Genomic DNA, 19,543 nt, shown 5'->3' on the forward strand with positions numbered 1-19,543 from the left:
GAGAAAGTTGGTGTAGCGCCCGAGCCGAAGCGAGTTGGTCCGGCGTTCGAGAATCTGGAATGTGGTTGATTCAATCATCCTCTTGCTTGTGAGCATTGATGCTTTCGTGTTGGGCAGGCTGGGTATGATGCCCCACCTTATTGAGGTGTATAATACGTAGTGATTATACAAAAGTTCTTCGGGAGCTTTAAGGGCGACGCTTTCGACAAGGGAGTGTTGCCCTTTAATATGAGAAAGCCATTTTCAATAGGCGTGTTTGTTCGAGCCCGGTTTTAAACCGGGCTTTTTCGTTTCCCGTCGGGAGGGCCCGCGCACGTTGCACGTTTAGTCGACGCTTGCCTGGCAAGCTAATATCCGCGGACTCTTGCGGGCGCGCTGCCGGCGGTCAGCCCGGTATGTCCGCGCACCCCACCGCATTTCGATTCTCCGTCCGGCGCGCTCGTCCGAAACCAGTCTTGTTCACGGGCGCGGCCCTTGGGCTGCCCAAAAAGGGCTCGTGAACGCGCGCCGGCGATGCGTCGAGGCGCGGGCCCTCCCGGCGGGAGGCTTGTTGTCCGACGGGGTCAGCCGAGGGTCCCCTCCGCCCGGCGCCCGATCTCCCAGACCCAGCAGGCGAGCTCGCGCGCGACGGCGGCGTTTGCCTTGCACGAGCTCTTGCCCGCCGCCGCCAGCGCCTCGCGGCGACGGCAGAGCCTGGCGGTGCAGTCGTCGGCGCGCGCCCGGATTGCCGCGGGGACGTCCGCGCCGGGCGCCGGGGCCTTCGGGCGGGGCGTGCACGTCAGGTAGTGCCACGCCGACTCCACCAGTGCCGTCCTGGCGAGCCGGTTGCCCGTCTTGGTTATCCCGCCGCGCCGCTCGGTCTCGCCGCTCGAGCGCTCCGACGGGACCAGCCCGCACCAGCTCGCGAAGGCCGGGGCCGTCCGGAACCTCGTGAAGGAGCCCGCCTCGGCTGCGAGCCTGAAGGCCGTCAGGGTGTCGATTCCCTTGATGCAGGAGAGCGCCTCGACGGCCGGGCGCCACCGGTCGGTCCGGGCGAGGGCGAGCACCTTCTTCTCGAGCTGCCGGCGGTCCGACTCCGCGCACCTCGCGGCCGTGACGTAGTACTCGAGCACGTCGCGCTGGGGCCCCTCGAGCCTGATCCCGGATATCCACCTCCAGTGGGCGCGCGTCCAGGATCCCTTCCTCGTCCCGTCGGCGTTGCGCTCGTCCCAGACGTGGCCCAGCCTGATCAGGAACATGTTGAGGCGCTGCCTGGCGCGGCGGTACTCCACCGTGGCGTCGTCGAGGGCGCGGTCGAGGTCCCGGGCGGCCTCGACGGCCGCATCGGGCAGCGGGACCTCCACGATGTTGTGGGTGGCGAGCATGCGGGCGATGAACTCGGCGTCGCGCCGGTCGTTCTTGCGGCGCGCGTCCGCCGCCGGCCTCTGCATCCTGGAGACGGCGGCCACGGCGCAGTCGAGGCCGAGCGCGCGCAGCTCGCGCGCCATGTGGAAGCCGGTGGGGCCGCTCTCGTAGCAGGCCCTGGGCTCCTCGAACCCGAGGGCCCACTCCGCGATCTCGGCGGCGTCCGTCCCGAAGTCACGGTGCACCACCTCGCCGGTGAAGGGGTTGAACGCCGCGGCGGCGACCGATCGCGCGTGGACGTCCAGGCCGATGGAGGTAACATGGGGCATGGGAAGCCTCCTCCCCGCAGGTGCGGTAAGGGCTACCGCACGGGCCGATACTCAAAGCCCATTGTGGCATCCCGAGCCCGCGGAAAGAAGCTGCGCCGCGGGGGAGGCGACCCAAATGGCTTTCTCATATCGTCTTTTCATGCATGTAATGTGTGACGGGCTAGCTAAACGCCATTCCGGCAATGAGATGGTCGAGTATGGGCGGTTTGCACCTTGCGCCTGCTGTCATTTGTGTAGCAAGCACTTGATTTAGCCTACTTAAAGTCTATAATCAAAGAAAAACTCTGATATACCTTTTCAAAATAATGAAAGGAATGTTGAGGAAGATGCTTTGCCAGTTCACCTTCAGGAACTATAGATCCTATCGCGACGAGGCTGAGCTTTCCATGCAAGCAACGCCGATGAGGGAGTTTGAGCGCTCCCTTATCGCGTGCCCCGACGGGCAGAGTTTCCTTCCGGTGGCCGCGGTGTACGGACCCAACGCTGGCGGTAAGTCTAACCTGCTCGAGGCTCTTGACTACGTTCGTTCGGCGGTGGCCAGACCAATTAGATTGCTGTCTGCCGGCGCTGATGCTCCAGAGGGTGATCGCCCTTTGATAGCCCGTTGTTCGGCGTTTGAGTTCGATGACGTGTCTGCTGCCGAGCCCACCGAGTTCGAGCTCTATTACCGCGCGGGCGAGCATGAGTACCGCTATGTTCTGTCTGTACACGCCGATGAGATCGTGTCCGAAGGGCTGTGGCGGCGTAAATTGGGAGCGTCGCGCACGGCGATGCTGTTCGAGCGTGAGGACACAAAGGTTGAGCTCGGTCCCACGCTGCGTAAGCTCGTGACGGCTGCGAGGTTCAACCCGAGGCTGCCGTACCTGTCGTTTCTCTGCATCAACTTTGACGCGCCGGTGGTCAAGGAGGCTGCCAGCTGGTTTCTTGACGGGGTGTTCCTGAACTATAACAGCTCCTATCTGGAGCAGATGCTCGAACAATTGCTCGACGAGGATGACTCACCCGAGGTCACGCGTTTTTTGCGCGCCGTTGATGTGCGTATTGATGGCTTCAGAGTGGAGAGGGCGCCGGAGTGGCGCGGCCAGCGCGTCTTCGTGAGGCACGAGGTGGGCGGCAAGGCGTACGAGCTGCGTTTATCCGAGGAATCTGCCGGAACCCAGAAGCTTATGGGGTTGGCTGCGTATCTGATGACAGCGCTTGAGCGTGGTGGCACCGTTGTGGTAGACGAGCTCGACGCCAAACTGCACCCGAAGCTTCTTCGCTATGTGATTCTGCTGTTTAAGGATCCTGGGGTCAACAAGAGTGGCGCTCAGCTCATCTTCTCGTCCCAGGATGTGTCAACCATGCGAAACGATGTGTTCCGCCGTGACGAGATATGGTTCGCTGCGCGCGGCGAGGCGGAGGCGAGCCAACTGTGGTCTCTCGCCGACATCCACGAGGCAAACGGTAATCTGGTAAGCAAGAACGCGGCTTTCGACAAGCAATACCTGTCCGGTCGCTACGGCGCCGATCCGTATCTCACCCGCATCGAGGAGTGGGATTAGCATGGTGGCGAAGAAGTCGAAGGGCTGGCGTAGTGGCAAGCGAGAGGGCCGCTCGCGCATGGTTCAGATGACGCGTCATCTTGTAGTGAGCGAGGGCAAGGAGACCGAGCCTCGCTACTTTGAGGGTGTGCGTGCGGCGTTGGGCGCGGCGAACGAGCGTAAGGTTGCCATTGTCGTTAAGGGGACCGGCAAACACACGCTTGACCTACTTGACTTCGCCGTCGAACACTGCCGCTATGCGCCCGAGACATTCGACCATGTGTGGCTCGTGTATGACAAGGATGACTTTCCTGCGTCCGATTTTGACGCGATGGAGCGTAAATGCGACGAGCTCTCCGATGGTTCGAGGACCTTCCATGCGTTGTGGTCGAACCCCTGCTTCGAGCTGTGGCTGCTTCTGCACTTTCGCTACACGACCGCGCATATGTCCGCGTCCGACTGCCAGCATGTCCTCGCGCAGGAGATGTCGAGAGACCTGGGCATCGAGTACCGCAAGAACTTGGACGGGCTGTTCGAGGTGGTGGACGGCGAACGAGGCGAGGCATTGCAGCGTGTTGGGCGCCTCGTCACATACCATAGGGGGCTGGGTAACGTTAAGCCATCTGCGCAAAACCCTGCAACCAAGGTGGGCGAAATTTTCGATGTAATCGGGCCGTATCTGGTTGGCTAGTCGAGTCTGTGGATTGGCTTTCCGGTTAGGGCGATTGGCGGATTGTGATGCGCGATTGCAAATCCGGTGCGTAGGAGAAGTGCGGAGAAAAATCGAAACTCGCCGAGCATAGCCCGATTTCAGGCAACAAAACCGCAGGTCGCGGGTGCCCAAAACTAGGGTCTGGTCGACAGGTCTCGGGTTTTCACCGTACTTCCGGATTGGGTGCTCATTTAGCACTCTCGATGTCCCCACATCCTCTAAAAAAGTTCTTAAAACAGCCTTAAAGGCGTTCCAGCTCGCGTTGACAGCGTAAAATACGCATGTTTGACTATGACAGAAGTGGATTTTAGGGGAGGGGTGCGCCATGGAGGTGCTGGTTGTTGGCAACACCGCATATGTTGACGATGACTTTTGCGCCAAGGCATTCCCTGGGGACCACGTTAAGGTTGTAGCCGCGCAGGAAGCGCGCCGCGATGAGTCGTCGCCCCATGCCTCGTGGAAAGAGCTGCTTCAGCACTTGGAGCAGGCCTACGAGTTCGACCGCGTGGTCTACCTGTCTAATTACCTTACCCCGCATACCGATACCGTGGGCGAAATCGAGCTGCTGCGCTCGGTCTTTCGTACGTGCGCGGGTCGCCGGGTCCAACTACTGTATGTAGCGGGGCCCGCGGGTGCCGAGGGTGCCGCCGATGCCGCGGGGCGAACGGGCAAGGGCATTATCGCGCACGCAGCCAACGACCTGTGCCGCTACTACGCTGCTCGCGAGGGCGTTCAGACCAAGATCCTGCGTTTGCCGTTCCTGTATACCGCGTCTGCCGCGCTGGAGGACCCATTTTTGGTGCCGTTGTTCGACGCGTGCTCAACCGGATCGGCCGCTCTGCAGGGCGCGCAGGATGCGGCGTTTCCCCTGCTGTGCGCCGAGGAGCTTGCGGTGCTGGTACGCCGTATCTTCGACAGTTGGGATGGTAACTTTGAGACGCTCGACGTTGCCGATACCTTCCATCACACGGCGGGTGAGGTGGGGGACGCCCTCAAGGCTTTGTTCCCCGGCCTTGCCGTTGCCTATGGCGATTCTGCCGGCTACAACCTGCCCGCCAACGACGTCGCTCGCGTGCGCTATGGCTGGTTTCAGCGCTACGACTTGCTGCGCGATCTTTCGACCATTCAAGCGCGTTGGGATGCTGGCCGCGCAAAGAAGGTCAACCCCTTGCGCGCCGCCATCGACCGCATCCAAATGCGCACGCTGCCTATTAAATGCCTAGAGACGGGCGTTGCCTGGGTTCTGTTCGAGGTATTGGAGCATCTGTTCTCACAATCGGCCCAGCTCAACGTGCTCGATTATCGCTTGCTCTACGTGGTGCTGATCGGCACGCTGTATGGCTTGGACTTTGGCCTGGTTGCGGCGCTGCTGGCGTCGGTGGGTTTGGCCGCGAGTTACTTTACTCTGTACGGCTATACCTTCCAGGGTCTGTTCTACGAGCCGTCCAACTGGCTACCGTTTATTGCGTACTTTGTTGTAGGTGCCGTATGCGGCTATGTGCAGCTGCGCAACAGCGAGGCCATTAGGGAGGAGCGCGATCAAAACGAGCTCGTGCGCAACCGCAATACGTTCCTTACGCAGCTCTACCACGACGCCATCGAGGACAAGCGCGCGTACAGGCGCCAGATCGTGGGTCGCCACGACAGCTTTGGCAAGATCTTTGCCGTGACGCAGGAGCTCGATGTGCTCAACCCGCGCGACATCTATCGCAAGTGCTGCGAGCTTCTGGGCGAGATCCTCGAGAACGATTCGGTGGCGATCTACCATGTTTCGGGCGGGGCATTTGCACGCCTGGTGGCTGCAAGTCCCGCGATTGCCGAAGATGCCGCTCGCTCGCTCACACTTGAGCAGCTTGCACCTCTTTTGGGCGACGGGGGTCGTTCGAACCTGTGGGTGAACCGCGAGCTGACGCCGGGGCTTCCCATGTTTGGATACACGATCGAGCGCGACGGGGCACCCGCCGTGTTGATCTTTGTGCGTAGCGCGGCCGAAAACCAAATGACCCTCTATTATCAAAATCTGTTCCGCATCTTGTGCGGCCTGGTCGAAAGCGCGCTGGGCCGTGCCTTTGACTACGAGGCGGTGGCACAGGATAAACGCTGCGTTGACGGCACTTGCGTGCTCAAGCAGGCTGCCTTTGGCCAAGAGCTCGCGGCCGAGCAGGCGCTGGCAGATGGCAAGATGGGGAGTTTTTTGCTCCTGCGCGTGGTACCAGGCATGGAGCCTATCGGCGAGCTGGTGGGCGCGATTGGGTCGGCGATCCGCGAGAGCGATGCGGCGGGCCTGATCGACGGCGACGTGCTCTACCTGCTTATGCGCCAGGCAAAGGCATGCGATCTGCCCATTATCCGCGAGCGCCTGAGCGCAAAGCAGATTGCGGTGGAGCCCGTCGACGGCGAGGACATCGTGGCGCTGCTGCAACACATTGCTGACACCGGTGACGGTGAGGGGGATGCCGCTTGATCTCGCTTGTCGTTGCCGCCGTCTTGCTGCTGATTCATGCGCTGGTTTGCCTGGTGCTGTGGACGCTTATGAAGTTGGGCCTGCTGCCGGTGCGCGGGCACATGCTGGCTGTGATAGTGCTGGTGCCGCTGTGGGGCCCGTTGCTGGTGGTTCTGCTATCGGTCCGCGGCGCGGTGTTTGGCGAGAGGCTGAAAGAGTCTGCGCCGGAGTCGCTGCGCATTAACGACGAGCTCCATCGCAGCATCTTGGTACATGACCGTGAAGCCGATGCGGGCGTGATTCCGCTCGAGGAGGCGCTCATCGTCAACGACCCGGCAGAACGGCGCCGACTAATGCTCTCCATGCTCACCGAGGAGCCCGACGCGTACCTGGCGCAGCTGCAGGCGGCTAAGCTTAACGACGACGTTGAGGTGGCTCACTATGCCGCGACGGCGGTGGCGCAGATCTCCAAGGAGTCCGACCTTAAACTGCAGCAGCTGGAGCGTGCCTTTAAGACCGACCCGAGCGCGCAAAACCTCAACGAATACTGCGATTTTCTTGGCGAGTATTTGGGCTCGGGCTTGGCCGAGGGGCGCGTGGCTCAGATTCAGCGCCAACAGTACGCGCGCTTGCTCGCGCGTCGCTGCCAGCGCGAGGACACCCTTGAGCTTCGCATTCGATACGCGACGGCGCTGGCCGATGTCGGACAGATCGACGAGGCGCAGGCCGTGACCGACCAGCTGGTGCTCGACGTGCCCGAGGAGCAGGAGGTTTGGATGCTTTGCCTGCGCCTGGCGGTGATGCGCCGCGACGGTGACGAGGTCCACCGCGTGATCGATGCGATTGACAAACAGCATGTATACTTGAGCGCCGCCAACCGCGAGGAACTGGCGTTTTGGCGCAACGGAGAGGAGGCCCGATGAGCGTGGTACAGCATATCCGCGACCGTGCGGGCCATTTTCGCTGGATGGGGCTGCTTGTGGTGTGGGCGGTCTTTATTGCCATGGCGGCCGTGCTGCTGGTGGAGCGCGCCGGCGTACAGTACAGTGCGGGCCAGCATAAGCTGGGGATGCTTGCCGCCAACGATGCGGTGCCGGCTTCCTCGGCAATATTTGGTCAAAAGCCCACGTGCTTGGTTATTACCGACTCGGACCAAGATGGTGTCGAGGACGTCAAAGAGCAGTTCGACCAGATCTTGCTTGACATGAAGATCGCGCACCGCGATGTTGATATTGCCACCGACGGTGCGGACGCGATCCCATCGCTCACGTCGTTTGATCGCGTGATTGTGCTTATGCCCTCGCTTGACGGACTGGGTACGCATCTGACCGACATTATGAGTTGGGTGAGTGCCGGCGGTTCGCTTATGCTGGGCATGACTCCAGATAACTCGAACTACCTGCAGGCTATTGCTTCCAAGCTTGGTATCGAATCGGCCGGATATGACTATGCGACAGCCGAAAGTATCGTTCCGAGCGATGACTTTATGTTGGGCGGAGGAGAGCGCTACGAGTTCTCGGATCCCTTCGATTCTTCGCTTTCGGTTTCATTGCGCGAAACGGCGCACGTATGGGCAAAGACCGGTGACGCGGGCACGCCGCTCATTTGGTCTAACGATTGCGGCAGTGGTCACACCGTGGTGTGCAACATTGGCATCTACGACAAGGTCATGCGCGGCTTTTACGCCGCGGCGATCAGCCTGCTGGGCGATGCCACGGCCTATCCGGTCATCAACAGCGCTGTCTTCTATCTGGACGACTTTCCCAGCCCCGTGCCCTCGGGCGACGGCACCTACATCAAGCGCGACTACGGGCTTTCCATTGCCGACTTTTATACCAAGGTCTGGTGGCCCGATCTGCAAAAGCTCGCGCAAAAATACGGCATTCGCTATACCGGCGTGATGATCGAAAACTACGAGGACACGGTCAACCAGACCGAGCCCGCGCGCCAGGCCGATACCACGCAGTTCCGCTACTTTGGCGGCATGCTGCTGCAGATGGGCGGAGAGCTGGGTTTCCACGGCTACAACCATCAGCCGCTGGCGCTCTGGGACACCGACTATGGCACGCTGTACGACTACAAGACGTGGAAGAACAAGGAGACGCTCGTCGCATCGCTCAACGAGCTTATAGCCTTCCAGGATGAGGTGCTGCCCAACGCGCACGGCTCGGTCTATGTGCCACCGTCGAATATCCTTTCGGCCCGTGCGCGCCAGCTTATCGGCACCGACGTTCCGCGCATTAAGACCATCGCCAGTACGTATTTTGAGGATGGCACCGCCCTGCCATACGTGCAGGAGTTTGACGTGGCGAGCGATGGCATTGTGGAGCAGCCGCGCATTGTCTCGGGCGGCATGGTCGACGATTCCTACATGCGCCTGGCTGCCGTGTCCGAGCTCAACATGCACTACGTAAGCACGCACTTTATGCATCCGGACGACCTACTGGATCCCGATCGCGGCGCTAAGGAGGGCTGGGAGGTCTACAAGGGCGGCTTGACCGACTACCTGGATTGGCTTACCAAGTTTGCGCCCGACTTGCGACGCCAGACCGGTTCGGAATGCTCGGGCGCTATCCAGCGCTTTTCGTCCGTGACGGTGAGCGTGGATACCAGCGCGGATTCCTGGACGCTCAGCCTGGGCAATTTCCACGACGAGGCGTGGCTCATGTTCCGCTCCAACTACGGCGAGCCGGGTGCAGTCACGGGTGGCGAGATTACGCATCTGACGGGCGATCTGTACCTGGTTAAAGCCACGGACAAGACGGTGACCATTGCACGCAAGGAGGGTGGCGACAAATGAGAATCTGTTTGGTACTCGAGGGTTGCTACCCTTATGTGCACGGCGGCGTATCTACCTGGATGCATGGCTATATCCAGGCCATGCCCGAGCACGAGTTTGTGCTGTGGGTGATTGGCGCGCATGCTGCCGACCGCGGCAAGTTTGTCTACGAGCTGCCCGGCAACGTGGTCGAGGTGCACGAGGTATTTCTGGACGATGCCCTGCGGCTTTCGGGCGAGCAAGAAGAGGCCGACTTTAACGCCCGCGAGCGCGAGGCGCTGCGTCGCCTGGTGTCGCTCTCCAATCCGGACTGGGACGTGTTGTTCGATATCTTCCAGCGCCGTCGCGTGCATCCGCTCTCGTTTTTGCAGAGCCGCACGTTTATGGATATCTTTCGCGACGTGTGCCTGGCCGAGTACCCCTACACGCCTTTTGCCGACGCATTCCACACTATGCGCTCCATGTTGCTGCCCGTGCTCTACCTTCTGGGCAGCGAGGTGCCGGTGGCCGATGTGTACCACGCCATCTCGACCGGCTACGGCGGCCTGCTCGCCTGCCTGGGCTCAAGCGTTCACCAGGCTCCGGTGCTGCTGACCGAGCACGGCATTTATACCCGCGAGCGCGAGGAAGAGATCATTCGCGCCGACTGGGTCGTGCCGTCGTTTAAGGACCGCTGGATTCGCTTTTTCTACCTGCTTTCGGAGGAGATCTACCGCCGCGCCTTCCGCGTGACGAGCTTGTTTCATAACGCCCGCAAGACGCAGATCGATATGGGCTGCGATGCGGACAAATGCCTGGTCATCCCCAACGGCATTCAGTTCGACCGCTTTAAGGACATTCCCTTAAAGCCCGATGACGGCTGGGTGGACATTGGCGCGGTGGTGCGTCTGGCGCCCATCAAGGACGTCAAGACCATGATCTATGCCTTCTTTGAACTGCACGAGCGCCTGCCTAAGGTGCGCCTGCATATTATGGGCGGCGTGGACGATGAGGAGTACGGCGCCGAGTGTCATGCGCTGGTGGAGACATTGGGCGTGCGTGACTTGATCTTTACCGGCCGCGTCAACGTGGTCGAGTACATGGAAAAGCTCGACTTTACCATTCTGACGAGCATCTCCGAGGGCCAGCCGCTCAGCGTGCTGGAGTCGCTTGCAGCGCGCCGTCCCTGCGTGACGACCGAGGTGGGCTGCTGCCGCGAGCTGCTCGAAGGCGCTCCGGGCGATGACTTTGGCGTGGCAGGTTTTGTGACGCCGCCCATGTATCGCAAGGGCTTGGCCGATGCCATGGAGCGCATGTGCACAAGCCGCGCCCGCCGCATTGAGATGGGGGAGCGCGGCCAGCGTCGCGTCGCCACGTACTTTTTGCACGAGCAGATGCTCGCCAACTATCGCGCGCTGTACGACGAGACAGCGCGTGCGTTTGACCTGCCCAGAGAGGGGGAGTAGCCGGTGGCCGGAATCGGTTTTGAGCTCAAACGCCTGTTTAGGCGCAAGGGTCTGTTTGCCACGATGCGCGCCTATGGCTACGCGGCATTGTGTGCACGGGCCCCATGCTGCTTGGCGTGCTGCTCCAGGTGGGTATTTTGGTGCTGTGCGGTCTGTGGGGTGTGGGCCGCGCCAACCAAGATCTGCTGGTGTGCATGGTGACCTATACGCTGCTGGCATCGCTCACGCTCACAAGCTTTTTCTCCATGCCGGTCACGCGCTTTTTGGCCGACATGCTCTTTACCGAGCGCGAGGATGAGATCCTGCCTTCGTTTTGGGGATCTAATGCCATCATGCTCGTTGCGGGCACGGTGCTCTACGGCGTCTTTTTGCTGTTCTCGGGCGCTACGCTGCTGCAGGGGCTGCTGTGCCTGTGGCTGTTCAACATTATGATCGTCAACTGGAATGGCATGAGCTACCTCACGGCCATCAAAGATTACCGCGGTATCCTGTGCAGCTTTGCGGCTGCCATTGGTGTGGCATGCCTGTGCGCCCTGGCCGCGCTGGCACTGGGGCTGCCGCCGGTCGAGGGCCTGTTGGCGTCAATCGCCCTAGGTTACGGCGTCATGCTCGCCTGGGATGTGGTACTGCTGTACCGGTATTTTCCGCAGAGCGACCGAAGTCCCTGGCGCTTTTTGCAGTGGCTCGATCAGTTTATGCCGCTGGCGCTCACGGGCCTGTTTACCAACTTGGGGCTTTTCGCACACCTGGTTATTATCTGGGCGGGCCCTATTGGCGTGCAGATCAAAGGTCTGTTTTACGGGGCTCCTTACCATGACGTGCCGGCGCTCATTGCGTTTTTGACCACACTCGTCACGACCGTCAACTTTGTGGTGTCGGTCGAGGTCAATTTCTATCCGCGCTACCGTGACTACTACAGCCTGTTTAACGACGGCGGCGTGGTGGGCGATATTGTGGTGGCCGAGGAGGAGATGCTCTCCACGCTCAACAGCGAACTGCGCTTTTGCGCGCTCAAGCAGCTGTTTGTGACGGCGGCGGTCATCTCGCTCGAGACCACAGTGCTCTCGGCCCTGCCGCTGGGCTTTAACAATCTTATGCACGGGTATTTTCGCACGTTATGCGTAGGCTACGGCCTGTATGCCGTGGGCAACACGATCCTGCTTATCTTGCTGTACTTTACCGACTACAAGGGAGCCGTTCTGGCCTCGGGCCTGTTTGCCGGTGTGGCAGGGCTGGCGACCGCCGTGTCGTTGCTTTTGCCGCAGCAGTTTTACGGTTTTGGCTTTTTGTTGGGTGCGGTGGTGTTTTTTATCGTGGCCCTGTTGCGGCTCGATACCTATACCGCCAACTTGCCGTATCGTATCCTGAGCCAGCAGCCCATTGTGGCGGCCGACAAAACGGGTCGCTTTACACGGCTGGGCCGCTTGCTCGACCGTGCCGAGCAGCGCTATGAGGAGTGCCGCCGCAAGGGCGTGCCGCACGGCGCGTTTCAGCGCGCAGTAGCTCGCGTGTATCGCAACCATTGGGGAGGTTCTGATGATCGATAAGTTGATGTCTCGCCGCTGTCTGATCGAGGCGGCTGCCGGCGCGCTGCTGCTTTCAGGCTGCTCATCTCAGGACGAATCCTCGACAAATAAGGTAAAAAAGCAGGACAAGATAAAAAAGGCCGAGGCCTCGGGCGAGACCAAGCACCTGCGCGATAAGGACGAGCTGTACGAGGTCTATGACGACTCGGGCATTGTGACCATGTACCTGACGGTCTCACGCGGCAACAGCTCCGAGAACACGGACCATAGCTGGGCCGAGGTCAACACGTACTCGGTGTATGACTACGCCGATATGGGTGTGACGCGTTATCAGGTTTTGGGCCTGCTGCAGGCGGGCGACGAAGAGGGGCCAGTTTCTGGCGAGGTTGGCTATGGCGAGGAAGCGCCCAATGCCACCGTGCAGGTGCGCGGCCAGACGTCGAGCTCCTACACGCAAAAGAATTACAAGGTGGAGCTCAAAAAGGGCAAAGGCACCTGGCGCCAACAACGCGCGATTGCGCTCAACAAGCACATGGGCGAGGGCATGCGTTTTCGCAACAAGATGGCCTATGATCTTATCCGTGGGATTCCCCAGATGATGGGTCTGCGCACGCAGTTTGTGCATCTATGGGTGTGCGACCAGACCGAAAAATCTAACGACACCTTTGAGGACTATGGCCTATTTACGCAGGTGGAGCAGCTCAACAAAACGGCGCTCAAGGCACATGGCCTGGATAAGAACGGGCATCTGTACAAGGTGAACAGCTTCGATTTCCACCGCTACGAGGACACCATAAAACTTGCCGACGACCCCGACTACAACCAGGCTAATTTTGAGGGCATGCTCGAGATCAAAGGCGACTCGGACCACACCAAGCTCATCGAGATGCTCGAGGCGCTCAACGACGATTCGCAAAAGATTGACGATGTGCTCGACACCTACTTTGATACCGAGAACCTGGTCTATTGGATGGCGTTTCAGATCCTTACGGGCAATTGCGACACGCAGAACCGCAACTGCTATCTGTACAGCCCGCTCAACTCAAATACCTGGTACATCCTTGATTGGGACAACGATGGCATGCTGCGCAAGCTGGAGCTGTCTCTTAAGGGGTTTTCGGACTACGCGAGCTGGGAGCGCGGCGTAAGTAACTATTGGGGCAACGTGCTATTCAATCGTGCGCTGCGCAGCAAATCGTTCCGCAGTGAGCTCGACCGCGCCGTAAAGGACTTGCGCACGTATTTGACCGAGGCACGCCTGGCCAAGATGATTAAACATTATCGCGAGGTTACGGAGTCGCTCGTCTTTGCTGCGCCCGATATCGACAATCTGCCTGTCACCAAGGACGAATACGAGCAGATTGCCGCGGCGATTCCCTCCGAGATTGAGGAGAACTACAAGAGCTTTCGCGAGAGCTATAAAAAGCCCATGCCGTTCTACATTGGCGTGCCGCAGATCGATAACGGTAAGCTGCGCATGAACTGGGATGCGTCCTACGACTTTAAGGCGCGTGACATTCGCTATACCGTGGAGCTGGCGCGCGACTATGCCATAAGCGACGTGCTTTTTAAGGCTGAGGACGTGCTACTTCCCGAGGTGACCTGCGATGCTCCCGATGCCGGCCAGTATTTTGTGCGCGTGCGCGCCACCAACTCAGATGGCTATACGCAAGATGCGTTTGACTACTATGTGACCGACGACGGCAAGCACTACGGCATGAAGTGTTTTTACGTGCAAGACGGCGGTAAGGTCGTGGAGGACACGTATGAGGAGGGCTAGCGCGCTGCTTGAGCGCCTGGCGGCACCTCCCGCGCGTACCACGCAGGAGCGTTACCGCCACGAGCTCAAATTTCTCATTAACGAGGGCGAGCACGCCGCGCTGGCCTGTCGCATGGCGCCGGTGTTTAAGCTGGATAAGCATGCGCAGGCGGGCGGCTACACTATTCGCAGCCTGTACTTTGACGACTACTGCAACTCGGCCTACGAGGAAAAAGACGCCGGCATCCTTATGCGCAAAAAGTATCGCGTGCGCATCTATAACGGCAGCGATAAGGTGATTAAGCTCGAGCGCAAAAAGAAGTACGGCAGCTGGATCTACAAGGAGGACGCGCCGCTCACGCGCGGTGAGTTTGAGCAGATCCTGGCTGGCGACTACGACTTTTTGCTGAGGAGTCCGCACCAACTCTGCCGTGAGTTCTACATTGAGTGCATCTGCAATATGATGCGCCCGCGGACCATCGTGGACTACGAGCGCGAGCCGTGGGTGATGGATGAGGGCACCGTGCGCATCACGTTTGACATGAACGTGCGTGCCGCGGTGGGAAGCTTCGATATCTTTGACGCGACGCTGCCCGCGCTGCCGGTCCTGGAGCCCGGCAAGCTGGTGATGGAGGTCAAGTTTACAGAGTTTTGCCCGCAGCTGGTGCGCGATATGGTGCCGCCGGGCGCGGCGGAACTCACGGCAGTCTCTAAGTACTGCCTGTGTTACGAAAAGACCGCCTACCTGCGCGGCTTCAACTACTGGGAATCGGACTTTGAGAACCGAGGGGATATTTAGACCATGAGCACCAAGGACTTTTTTAAGAACTCCGTCTTGGAGGCGTTTGGCCAGGTCGACCCTGCCAAGATTGGCCTGTCGCTGTTCGTGGCGCTCGCCATGGGCATCCTGATCTACTGCGTGTACAAGCGCTTTTTTACCGGCGTGGTGTACTCGCGCAGCTTTGCCGTGACGCTCGTGGGCATGTGCGTGCTCACGTGCATGGTCACCCTTGCGATCTCGACCAACGTGGTCATCTCGCTCGGTATGGTCGGTGCTCTGTCTATCGTCCGCTATCGTACGGCGGTCAAGGACCCGCTCGATCTGCTGTATCTGTTTTGGGCCATTACCACGGGCATTACGGCGGGCGCCGGCATGTATGCGCTTGTGGGGCTCACGGCTGTGGTGATTGTGGTGATGATTGCCGGCTTTGCGAGCCACCAGGACAAGGCGCGCGTGTACATGATGGTGATTCACTACGCTGGCCAGACCACCGGTGATGATATCGTGCGTGCATTTGGGCGCACCAAGTTCACCGTCAAGTCCAAGACCATGCGCGGTGACAAGGTGGAGATGACCGTGGAGGTGTTCTCGGACGGCGTTGACATGCCCTATGCAGACGCCATTCGCGCGCTCGACGGCGTGGAGGACCTGACGCTCATCCAGTACAACGGCGAATACCACGGGTAACTATGTTCCGGCGTTTTAACAAACGCCGGACCACTCGACGCTGCGCGGGCATCTGCCGGGCTATTATGTTCCGTCGTTCTGACGAACGCCGGACCGCTCGACGCTGCGCACGCATCTTCCGGGCGATCTGCCGCTCAAACCGTCGCTCGCGTACATGAAGTACGCGTCGCTCCTCTTTCGCGGCACCTCGCCACGGCAGCTGCGCGCTCGCTGACGTTTGCTTGACCTGGGCTGTTGAAATGATCCATGTGGCTCGTCCCATTTGCTAAATTTGCCGGTATGGGTTGGGTATCATTGTGTAAGCGATTTCAATGACAGGGGTGCTTGTGGTAAAGATGAAAGATGTGGCCGAGCTGGCCGGCGTTTCGAGTGCCGCCGTCTCGCGCTACCTCAATGGTGGATATATCTCGGCGGACAATGCTCATGTACGGTAAGGAAGCAAGCAACCGAAAACAAGAGATAGACCGCCAGCACTACACTATTCCGAACCAAAGACCAAAAGATAAGCATTGTGGGAAAATCTAAACTTTTGGATTTTCCTACAATGCCAACTACGGCGGAATCCCTCCCACTCCTTATATCTTTCTGTATACATTGAATTTGTATTTAGTAAAATGCAGACAACACCACGGATCGGCTTTTGGTTGGACAATTCCAACCAAACACCACAGCAGACAGCAGAAAACACTCTGAACGCTAGGAAGCCGGTATGATTGTTACATATAAGGGGAAGAAAAATTTCTTTTAGGTACTTGCTTTCCTAAAACTGATGTGATACAATGATTTAAACCAGAAAAGGAGTAAAAAATATGCGGCAAGGTATTCTTAAATAAAACTATAATCAAAGAGTGGGAACAAAGGATTATGATAGCTCCTTTTGTAGGGGCTTAGTTTTTTGTACCCAATTTAAGAATACTTTTGCCTTATCAATTTTGACATATCCCCAAAAACAGCAATCACAAACAGGTGTATGCTGTATATGTGTATGTCCGCAACTTATAATCCCCAGGGGTAAAAGTATTTTACTGCTGGGGATTTTTATGCCCTTTGGGGCTGTAAAGGGAGGACAATCACATGAAAATAATCAATATTGGAATTCTTGCCCATGTAGACGCTGGAAAGACGACCTTGACGGAGAGCCTGCTATATGCCAGCGGAGCCATTTCAGAACCGGGGAGCGTCGAAAAAGGGACAACGAGGACGGACACCATGTTTTTGGAGCGTCAGCGTGGGATTACCATTCAAGCGGCAGTCACTTCCTTCCAGTGGCACAGATGTAAAGTTAACATTGTGGATACGCCCGGCCACATGGATTTTTTGGCGGAGGTGTACCGCTCTTTGGCTGTTTTAGATGGGGCCATCTTGGTGATCTCCGCTAAAGATGGCGTGCAGGCCCAGACCCGTATTCTGTTCCATGCCCTGCGGAAAATGAACATTCCCACCGTTATCTTTATCAACAAGATCGACCAGGCTGGCGTTGATTTGCAGAGCGTGGTTCAGTCTGTTCGGGATAAGCTCTCCGCCGATATTATCATCAAGCAGACGGTGTCGCTGTCCCCGGAAATAGTCTTGGAGGAAAATACCGACATAGAAGCATGGGATGCGGTCATCGAAAATAACGATGAATTATTGGAAAAGTATATCGCAGGAGAACCAATCAGCCGGGAAAAACTTGTGCGGGAGGAACAGCGGCGGGTTCAAGACGCCTCCCTGTTCCCGGTCTATTATGGCAGCGCCAAAAAGGGCCTTGGCATTCAACCGTTGATGGATGCGGTGACAGGGCTGTTCCAACCGATTGGGGAACAGGGGGGGGCGCCGCCCTATGCGGCAGCGTTTTCAAGGTGGAGTATACAGATTGCGGCCAGCGGCGTGTCTATCTACGGCTATACAGCGGAACGCTGCGCCTGCGGGATACGGTGGCCCTGGCCGGGAGAGAAAAGCTGAAAATCACAGAGATGCGTATTCCATCCAAAGGGGAAATTGTTCGGACAGACACCGCTTATCCGGGTGAAATTGTTATCCTTCCCAGCGACAGCGTGAGGTTAAACGATGTATTAGGGGACCAAACCCGGCTCCCTCGTAAAAGGTGGCGCGAGGACCCCCTCCCCATGCTGCGGACGACGATTGCGCCGAAAACGGCAGCGCAAAGAGAACGGCTGCTGGACGCTCTTACGCAACTTGCGGATACTGACCCGCTTTTGCGTTGCGAAGTGGATTCCATCACCCATGAGATCATTCTTTCTTTTTTGGGCCGGGTGCAGTTGGAGGTTGTTTCCGCTTTGCTGTCGGAAAAATACAAGCTTGAAACAGTGGTAAAGGAACCCTCCCTCATTTATATGGAGCGGCCGCTCAAAGCAGCCAGCCACACCATCCATATCGAGGTGCCGCCCAACCCGTTTTGGGCATCCATAGGACTGTCTGTTACACCACTCTCGCTTGGCTCCGGTGTACAATACGAGAGCCGGGTTTCGCTGGGATACTTGAACCAGAGTTTTCAAAACGCTGTCAGGGATGGTATCCGTTACGGGCTGGAGCAGGGCTTGTTCGGCTGGAACGTAACGGACTGTAAGATTTGCTTTGAATACGGGCTTTATTACAGTCCGGTCAGCACGCCGGCGGACTTCCGCTCATTGGCCCCGATTGTATTGGAACAGGCATTGAAGGAATCGGGGACGCAGCTGCTGGAACCTTATCTCTCCTTCATCCTCTATGCGCCCCAGGAATACCTTTCCAGGGCTTATCATGATGCACCGAAATACTGTGCCACCATCGAAACGGCCCAGGTAAAAAAGGATGAAGTTGTCTTTACTGGCGAGATTCCCGCCCGCTGTATACAGGCATACCGTACTGATCTGGCCTTTTACACCAACGGGCGGAGCGTATGCCTTACAGAGCTGAAAGGATATCAGGCCGCTGTCGGTCAGCCGGTCATCCAGCCCCGCCGTCCAAACAGCCGCCTGGACAAGGTGCGCCATATGTTTCAGAAGGTAATGTAAAGATACATAATCGTCAAGACGGCAACAATCAGAAGTTATGGAGGGTAACAATGGAAAAATCCCCACGCCGGGGACGCTGGAATATCAGCGGACAGGCAGCACCCGCCGTTATCACCCAGGCTATGAGTGCAAATGGGCGACCAACACCGTCGTTCATATCCTCGAAAACCGAGAGTACACCGGATGTCTGGTGAACTTCAAAACGGAAAAGCCTTCTTATAAGGTCAAGCACAGCATAGAGAACCCCGTCGAGAAGCAGGCCATTTTCGAGAACCACCATGAGCCGATCATCGACAAGGAAACATGGGAACGGGTGCAGGAGTTACGCAAACAGCGCAAACGCCCGAACCGCTACGATGAAGTGGGGCTGTTCTCCGGGATTTTGTTCTGCGCCGACTGCGGCCATGTGCTGTATCAGCAGCGGTATCAGAACAAAGACCGCAAACAGGACTGCTACATCTGCGGCAGCTACAAGAAGCGCACCCGCAACTGTACGGCGCACTTTATCCGCACCGATCTGTTGACCGCTGGTGTCCTGGCAAATCTCCGGCAAGTGACCGAATACGCAGCCAAGCATGAGAGCCGGTTTGTGAAACTACTTGTCCAGCAGAACGAGATCGGTGGCAAGCGAAAGACCGCCGCAGCCATCAAGCAGCTTGAACAGGCGCAGGAACGCATTTCTGAAATCAGCCGCATTATCAAGCGGCTGTATGAGGACAATGTAAACGGCAAAATCAGCGATGAGCGTTTCATGGAACTGTCGGCTGACTACGAAGCCGAGCAAGCGGAGCTGAAAAAGAGAGCCGCCGCCCTGCAAGCCGAACTGGACAAGTCACAGGCAGCTACCGTCAACGCCGAGAAATTTATGGGCATTGTCCGCAAGCACCTTGCCTTTGAAGAACTGACCCCCACTCTCTTGCGGGAAATGATCGAGAAAATTGTGGTGCATGAGTGCAGCTATGATGAGAACGGCACCCGCAGGCAGGACATTGAGATTTATTACAGCTTTGTCGGCAAGATTGACTTGCCCGAATAACCGCCCGACCTATCCGACACAATGGCCAAGTGTCGGATAGGAACGGCAAAATTTTTGGCTCTGTTAGACCAGAATTGACATTTAGCACTTTTTCGAGCTAGGACGATAATGCCCGGGAGCAATTCGATTTGTTCCCGGGCATTAGTCTATTTCGGTGGTTTGAATGCGGTCAAAACTGACAAA

11 protein-coding genes and 3 pseudogenes are annotated in these 19,543 nt (G+C 58.1%); 13 read left to right on the top strand and 1 reads right to left on the bottom strand.

What is annotated here, in order from left to right; translation table 11 throughout:
- Positions 1-563 precede the first annotated feature (563 nt).
- Positions 564-1,673, bottom strand: coding sequence for an IS110 family transposase (locus AAAX31_RS09560; RefSeq protein WP_349077058.1), 1,110 nt, complete (start codon positions 1,671-1,673; stop codon positions 564-566).
- A gap of 314 nt (positions 1,674-1,987) precedes the next feature.
- On the opposite strand from AAAX31_RS09560, the gene AAAX31_RS09565 reads away from it, so the two are divergent.
- From AAAX31_RS09565 to AAAX31_RS09625, 13 genes and pseudogenes are all read left to right on the top strand, one after another.
- On the top strand, positions 1,988-3,217 hold the full coding sequence (locus tag AAAX31_RS09565; RefSeq protein ID WP_349077060.1) for an ATP-binding protein: 1,230 nt from the start codon (positions 1,988-1,990) through the stop codon (positions 3,215-3,217).
- A gap of 1 nt (position 3,218) precedes the next feature.
- A complete protein-coding gene (locus AAAX31_RS09570) occupies positions 3,219-3,887 on the top strand; it encodes an RloB family protein (protein ID WP_349077062.1) in 669 nt (222 codons plus the stop codon).
- Between the two features lie 346 nt (positions 3,888-4,233).
- A complete protein-coding gene (locus tag AAAX31_RS09575) occupies positions 4,234-6,372 on the top strand; it encodes a DUF4118 domain-containing protein (RefSeq protein WP_349077063.1) in 2,139 nt (712 codons plus the stop codon).
- Positions 6,369-7,274 (top strand): hypothetical protein, encoded by a 906-nt coding sequence (locus AAAX31_RS09580; protein ID WP_349077064.1) that lies wholly within the window; start codon positions 6,369-6,371, stop codon positions 7,272-7,274. Before AAAX31_RS09575 ends, AAAX31_RS09580 begins: the two co-directional genes overlap by 4 nt.
- Positions 7,271-9,151, top strand: coding sequence for a DUF2194 domain-containing protein (locus tag AAAX31_RS09585; protein WP_349077066.1), 1,881 nt, complete (start codon positions 7,271-7,273; stop codon positions 9,149-9,151). The genes AAAX31_RS09580 and AAAX31_RS09585 overlap by 4 nt, the downstream gene beginning before the upstream one ends.
- The gene (gene pelF, locus AAAX31_RS09590) at positions 9,148-10,575 is read left to right on the top strand and encodes a GT4 family glycosyltransferase PelF (RefSeq protein WP_349077067.1); all 1,428 of its coding nucleotides are present in this window, start codon (positions 9,148-9,150) and stop codon (positions 10,573-10,575) included. The genes AAAX31_RS09585 and pelF overlap by 4 nt, the downstream gene beginning before the upstream one ends.
- A gap of 63 nt (positions 10,576-10,638) precedes the next feature.
- Positions 10,639-12,122 (top strand): annotated as a pseudogene (gene pelG, locus AAAX31_RS09595) (exopolysaccharide Pel transporter PelG).
- Entirely contained in the window at positions 12,112-13,881 is a 1,770-nt protein-coding gene (locus AAAX31_RS09600; RefSeq protein ID WP_349077069.1) for a CotH kinase family protein, read from the top strand. Before pelG ends, AAAX31_RS09600 begins: the two are co-directional and overlap by 11 nt.
- The gene (locus AAAX31_RS09605) at positions 13,868-14,659 is read left to right on the top strand and encodes a polyphosphate polymerase domain-containing protein (protein WP_349077070.1); all 792 of its coding nucleotides are present in this window, start codon (positions 13,868-13,870) and stop codon (positions 14,657-14,659) included. Before AAAX31_RS09600 ends, AAAX31_RS09605 begins: the two co-directional genes overlap by 14 nt.
- 3 nt (positions 14,660-14,662) lie before the next feature.
- Positions 14,663-15,328, top strand: coding sequence for a DUF4956 domain-containing protein (locus tag AAAX31_RS09610; RefSeq protein WP_349077071.1), 666 nt, complete (start codon positions 14,663-14,665; stop codon positions 15,326-15,328).
- 335 nt (positions 15,329-15,663) lie between these two features.
- A complete protein-coding gene (locus tag AAAX31_RS09615) occupies positions 15,664-15,762 on the top strand; it encodes a LacI family DNA-binding transcriptional regulator (RefSeq protein ID WP_226814296.1) in 99 nt (32 codons plus the stop codon).
- A gap of 640 nt (positions 15,763-16,402) precedes the next feature.
- Positions 16,403-18,324 (top strand): annotated as a pseudogene (gene tet(W) / locus AAAX31_RS09620) (tetracycline resistance ribosomal protection protein Tet(W)).
- A gap of 55 nt (positions 18,325-18,379) precedes the next feature.
- Positions 18,380-19,360 (top strand): annotated as a pseudogene (locus AAAX31_RS09625) (DUF4368 domain-containing protein); the annotation flags it as partial.
- Positions 19,361-19,543: the final 183 nt, after the last annotated feature.

The sequence above is a fragment of the Collinsella sp. CLA-ER-H5 genome (assembly GCF_040092375.1).
Lineage (GTDB): Bacteria > Actinomycetota > Coriobacteriia > Coriobacteriales > Coriobacteriaceae > Collinsella.

Excerpts from the sequence above, each read along its gene's own strand:
- AAAX31_RS09560 (WP_349077058.1), bottom strand. The coding sequence starts at position 1,673 with ATGCCCCATGTTACCTCCATCGGCCTGGACGTCCACGCGCGATCGGTC.
- AAAX31_RS09565 (WP_349077060.1), top strand. The coding sequence starts at position 1,988 with ATGTTGAGGAAGATGCTTTGCCAGTTCACCTTCAGGAACTATAGATCC.
- AAAX31_RS09570 (WP_349077062.1), top strand. The coding sequence starts at position 3,219 with ATGGTGGCGAAGAAGTCGAAGGGCTGGCGTAGTGGCAAGCGAGAGGGC.
- AAAX31_RS09575 (WP_349077063.1), top strand. The coding sequence starts at position 4,234 with ATGGAGGTGCTGGTTGTTGGCAACACCGCATATGTTGACGATGACTTT.
- AAAX31_RS09585 (WP_349077066.1), top strand. The coding sequence starts at position 7,271 with ATGAGCGTGGTACAGCATATCCGCGACCGTGCGGGCCATTTTCGCTGG.
- pelF (WP_349077067.1), top strand. The coding sequence starts at position 9,148 with ATGAGAATCTGTTTGGTACTCGAGGGTTGCTACCCTTATGTGCACGGC.
- AAAX31_RS09600 (WP_349077069.1), top strand. The coding sequence starts at position 12,112 with ATGATCGATAAGTTGATGTCTCGCCGCTGTCTGATCGAGGCGGCTGCC.
- AAAX31_RS09605 (WP_349077070.1), top strand. The coding sequence starts at position 13,868 with ATGAGGAGGGCTAGCGCGCTGCTTGAGCGCCTGGCGGCACCTCCCGCG.
- AAAX31_RS09610 (WP_349077071.1), top strand. The coding sequence starts at position 14,663 with ATGAGCACCAAGGACTTTTTTAAGAACTCCGTCTTGGAGGCGTTTGGC.
- AAAX31_RS09615 (WP_226814296.1), top strand. The coding sequence starts at position 15,664 with ATGAAAGATGTGGCCGAGCTGGCCGGCGTTTCGAGTGCCGCCGTCTCG.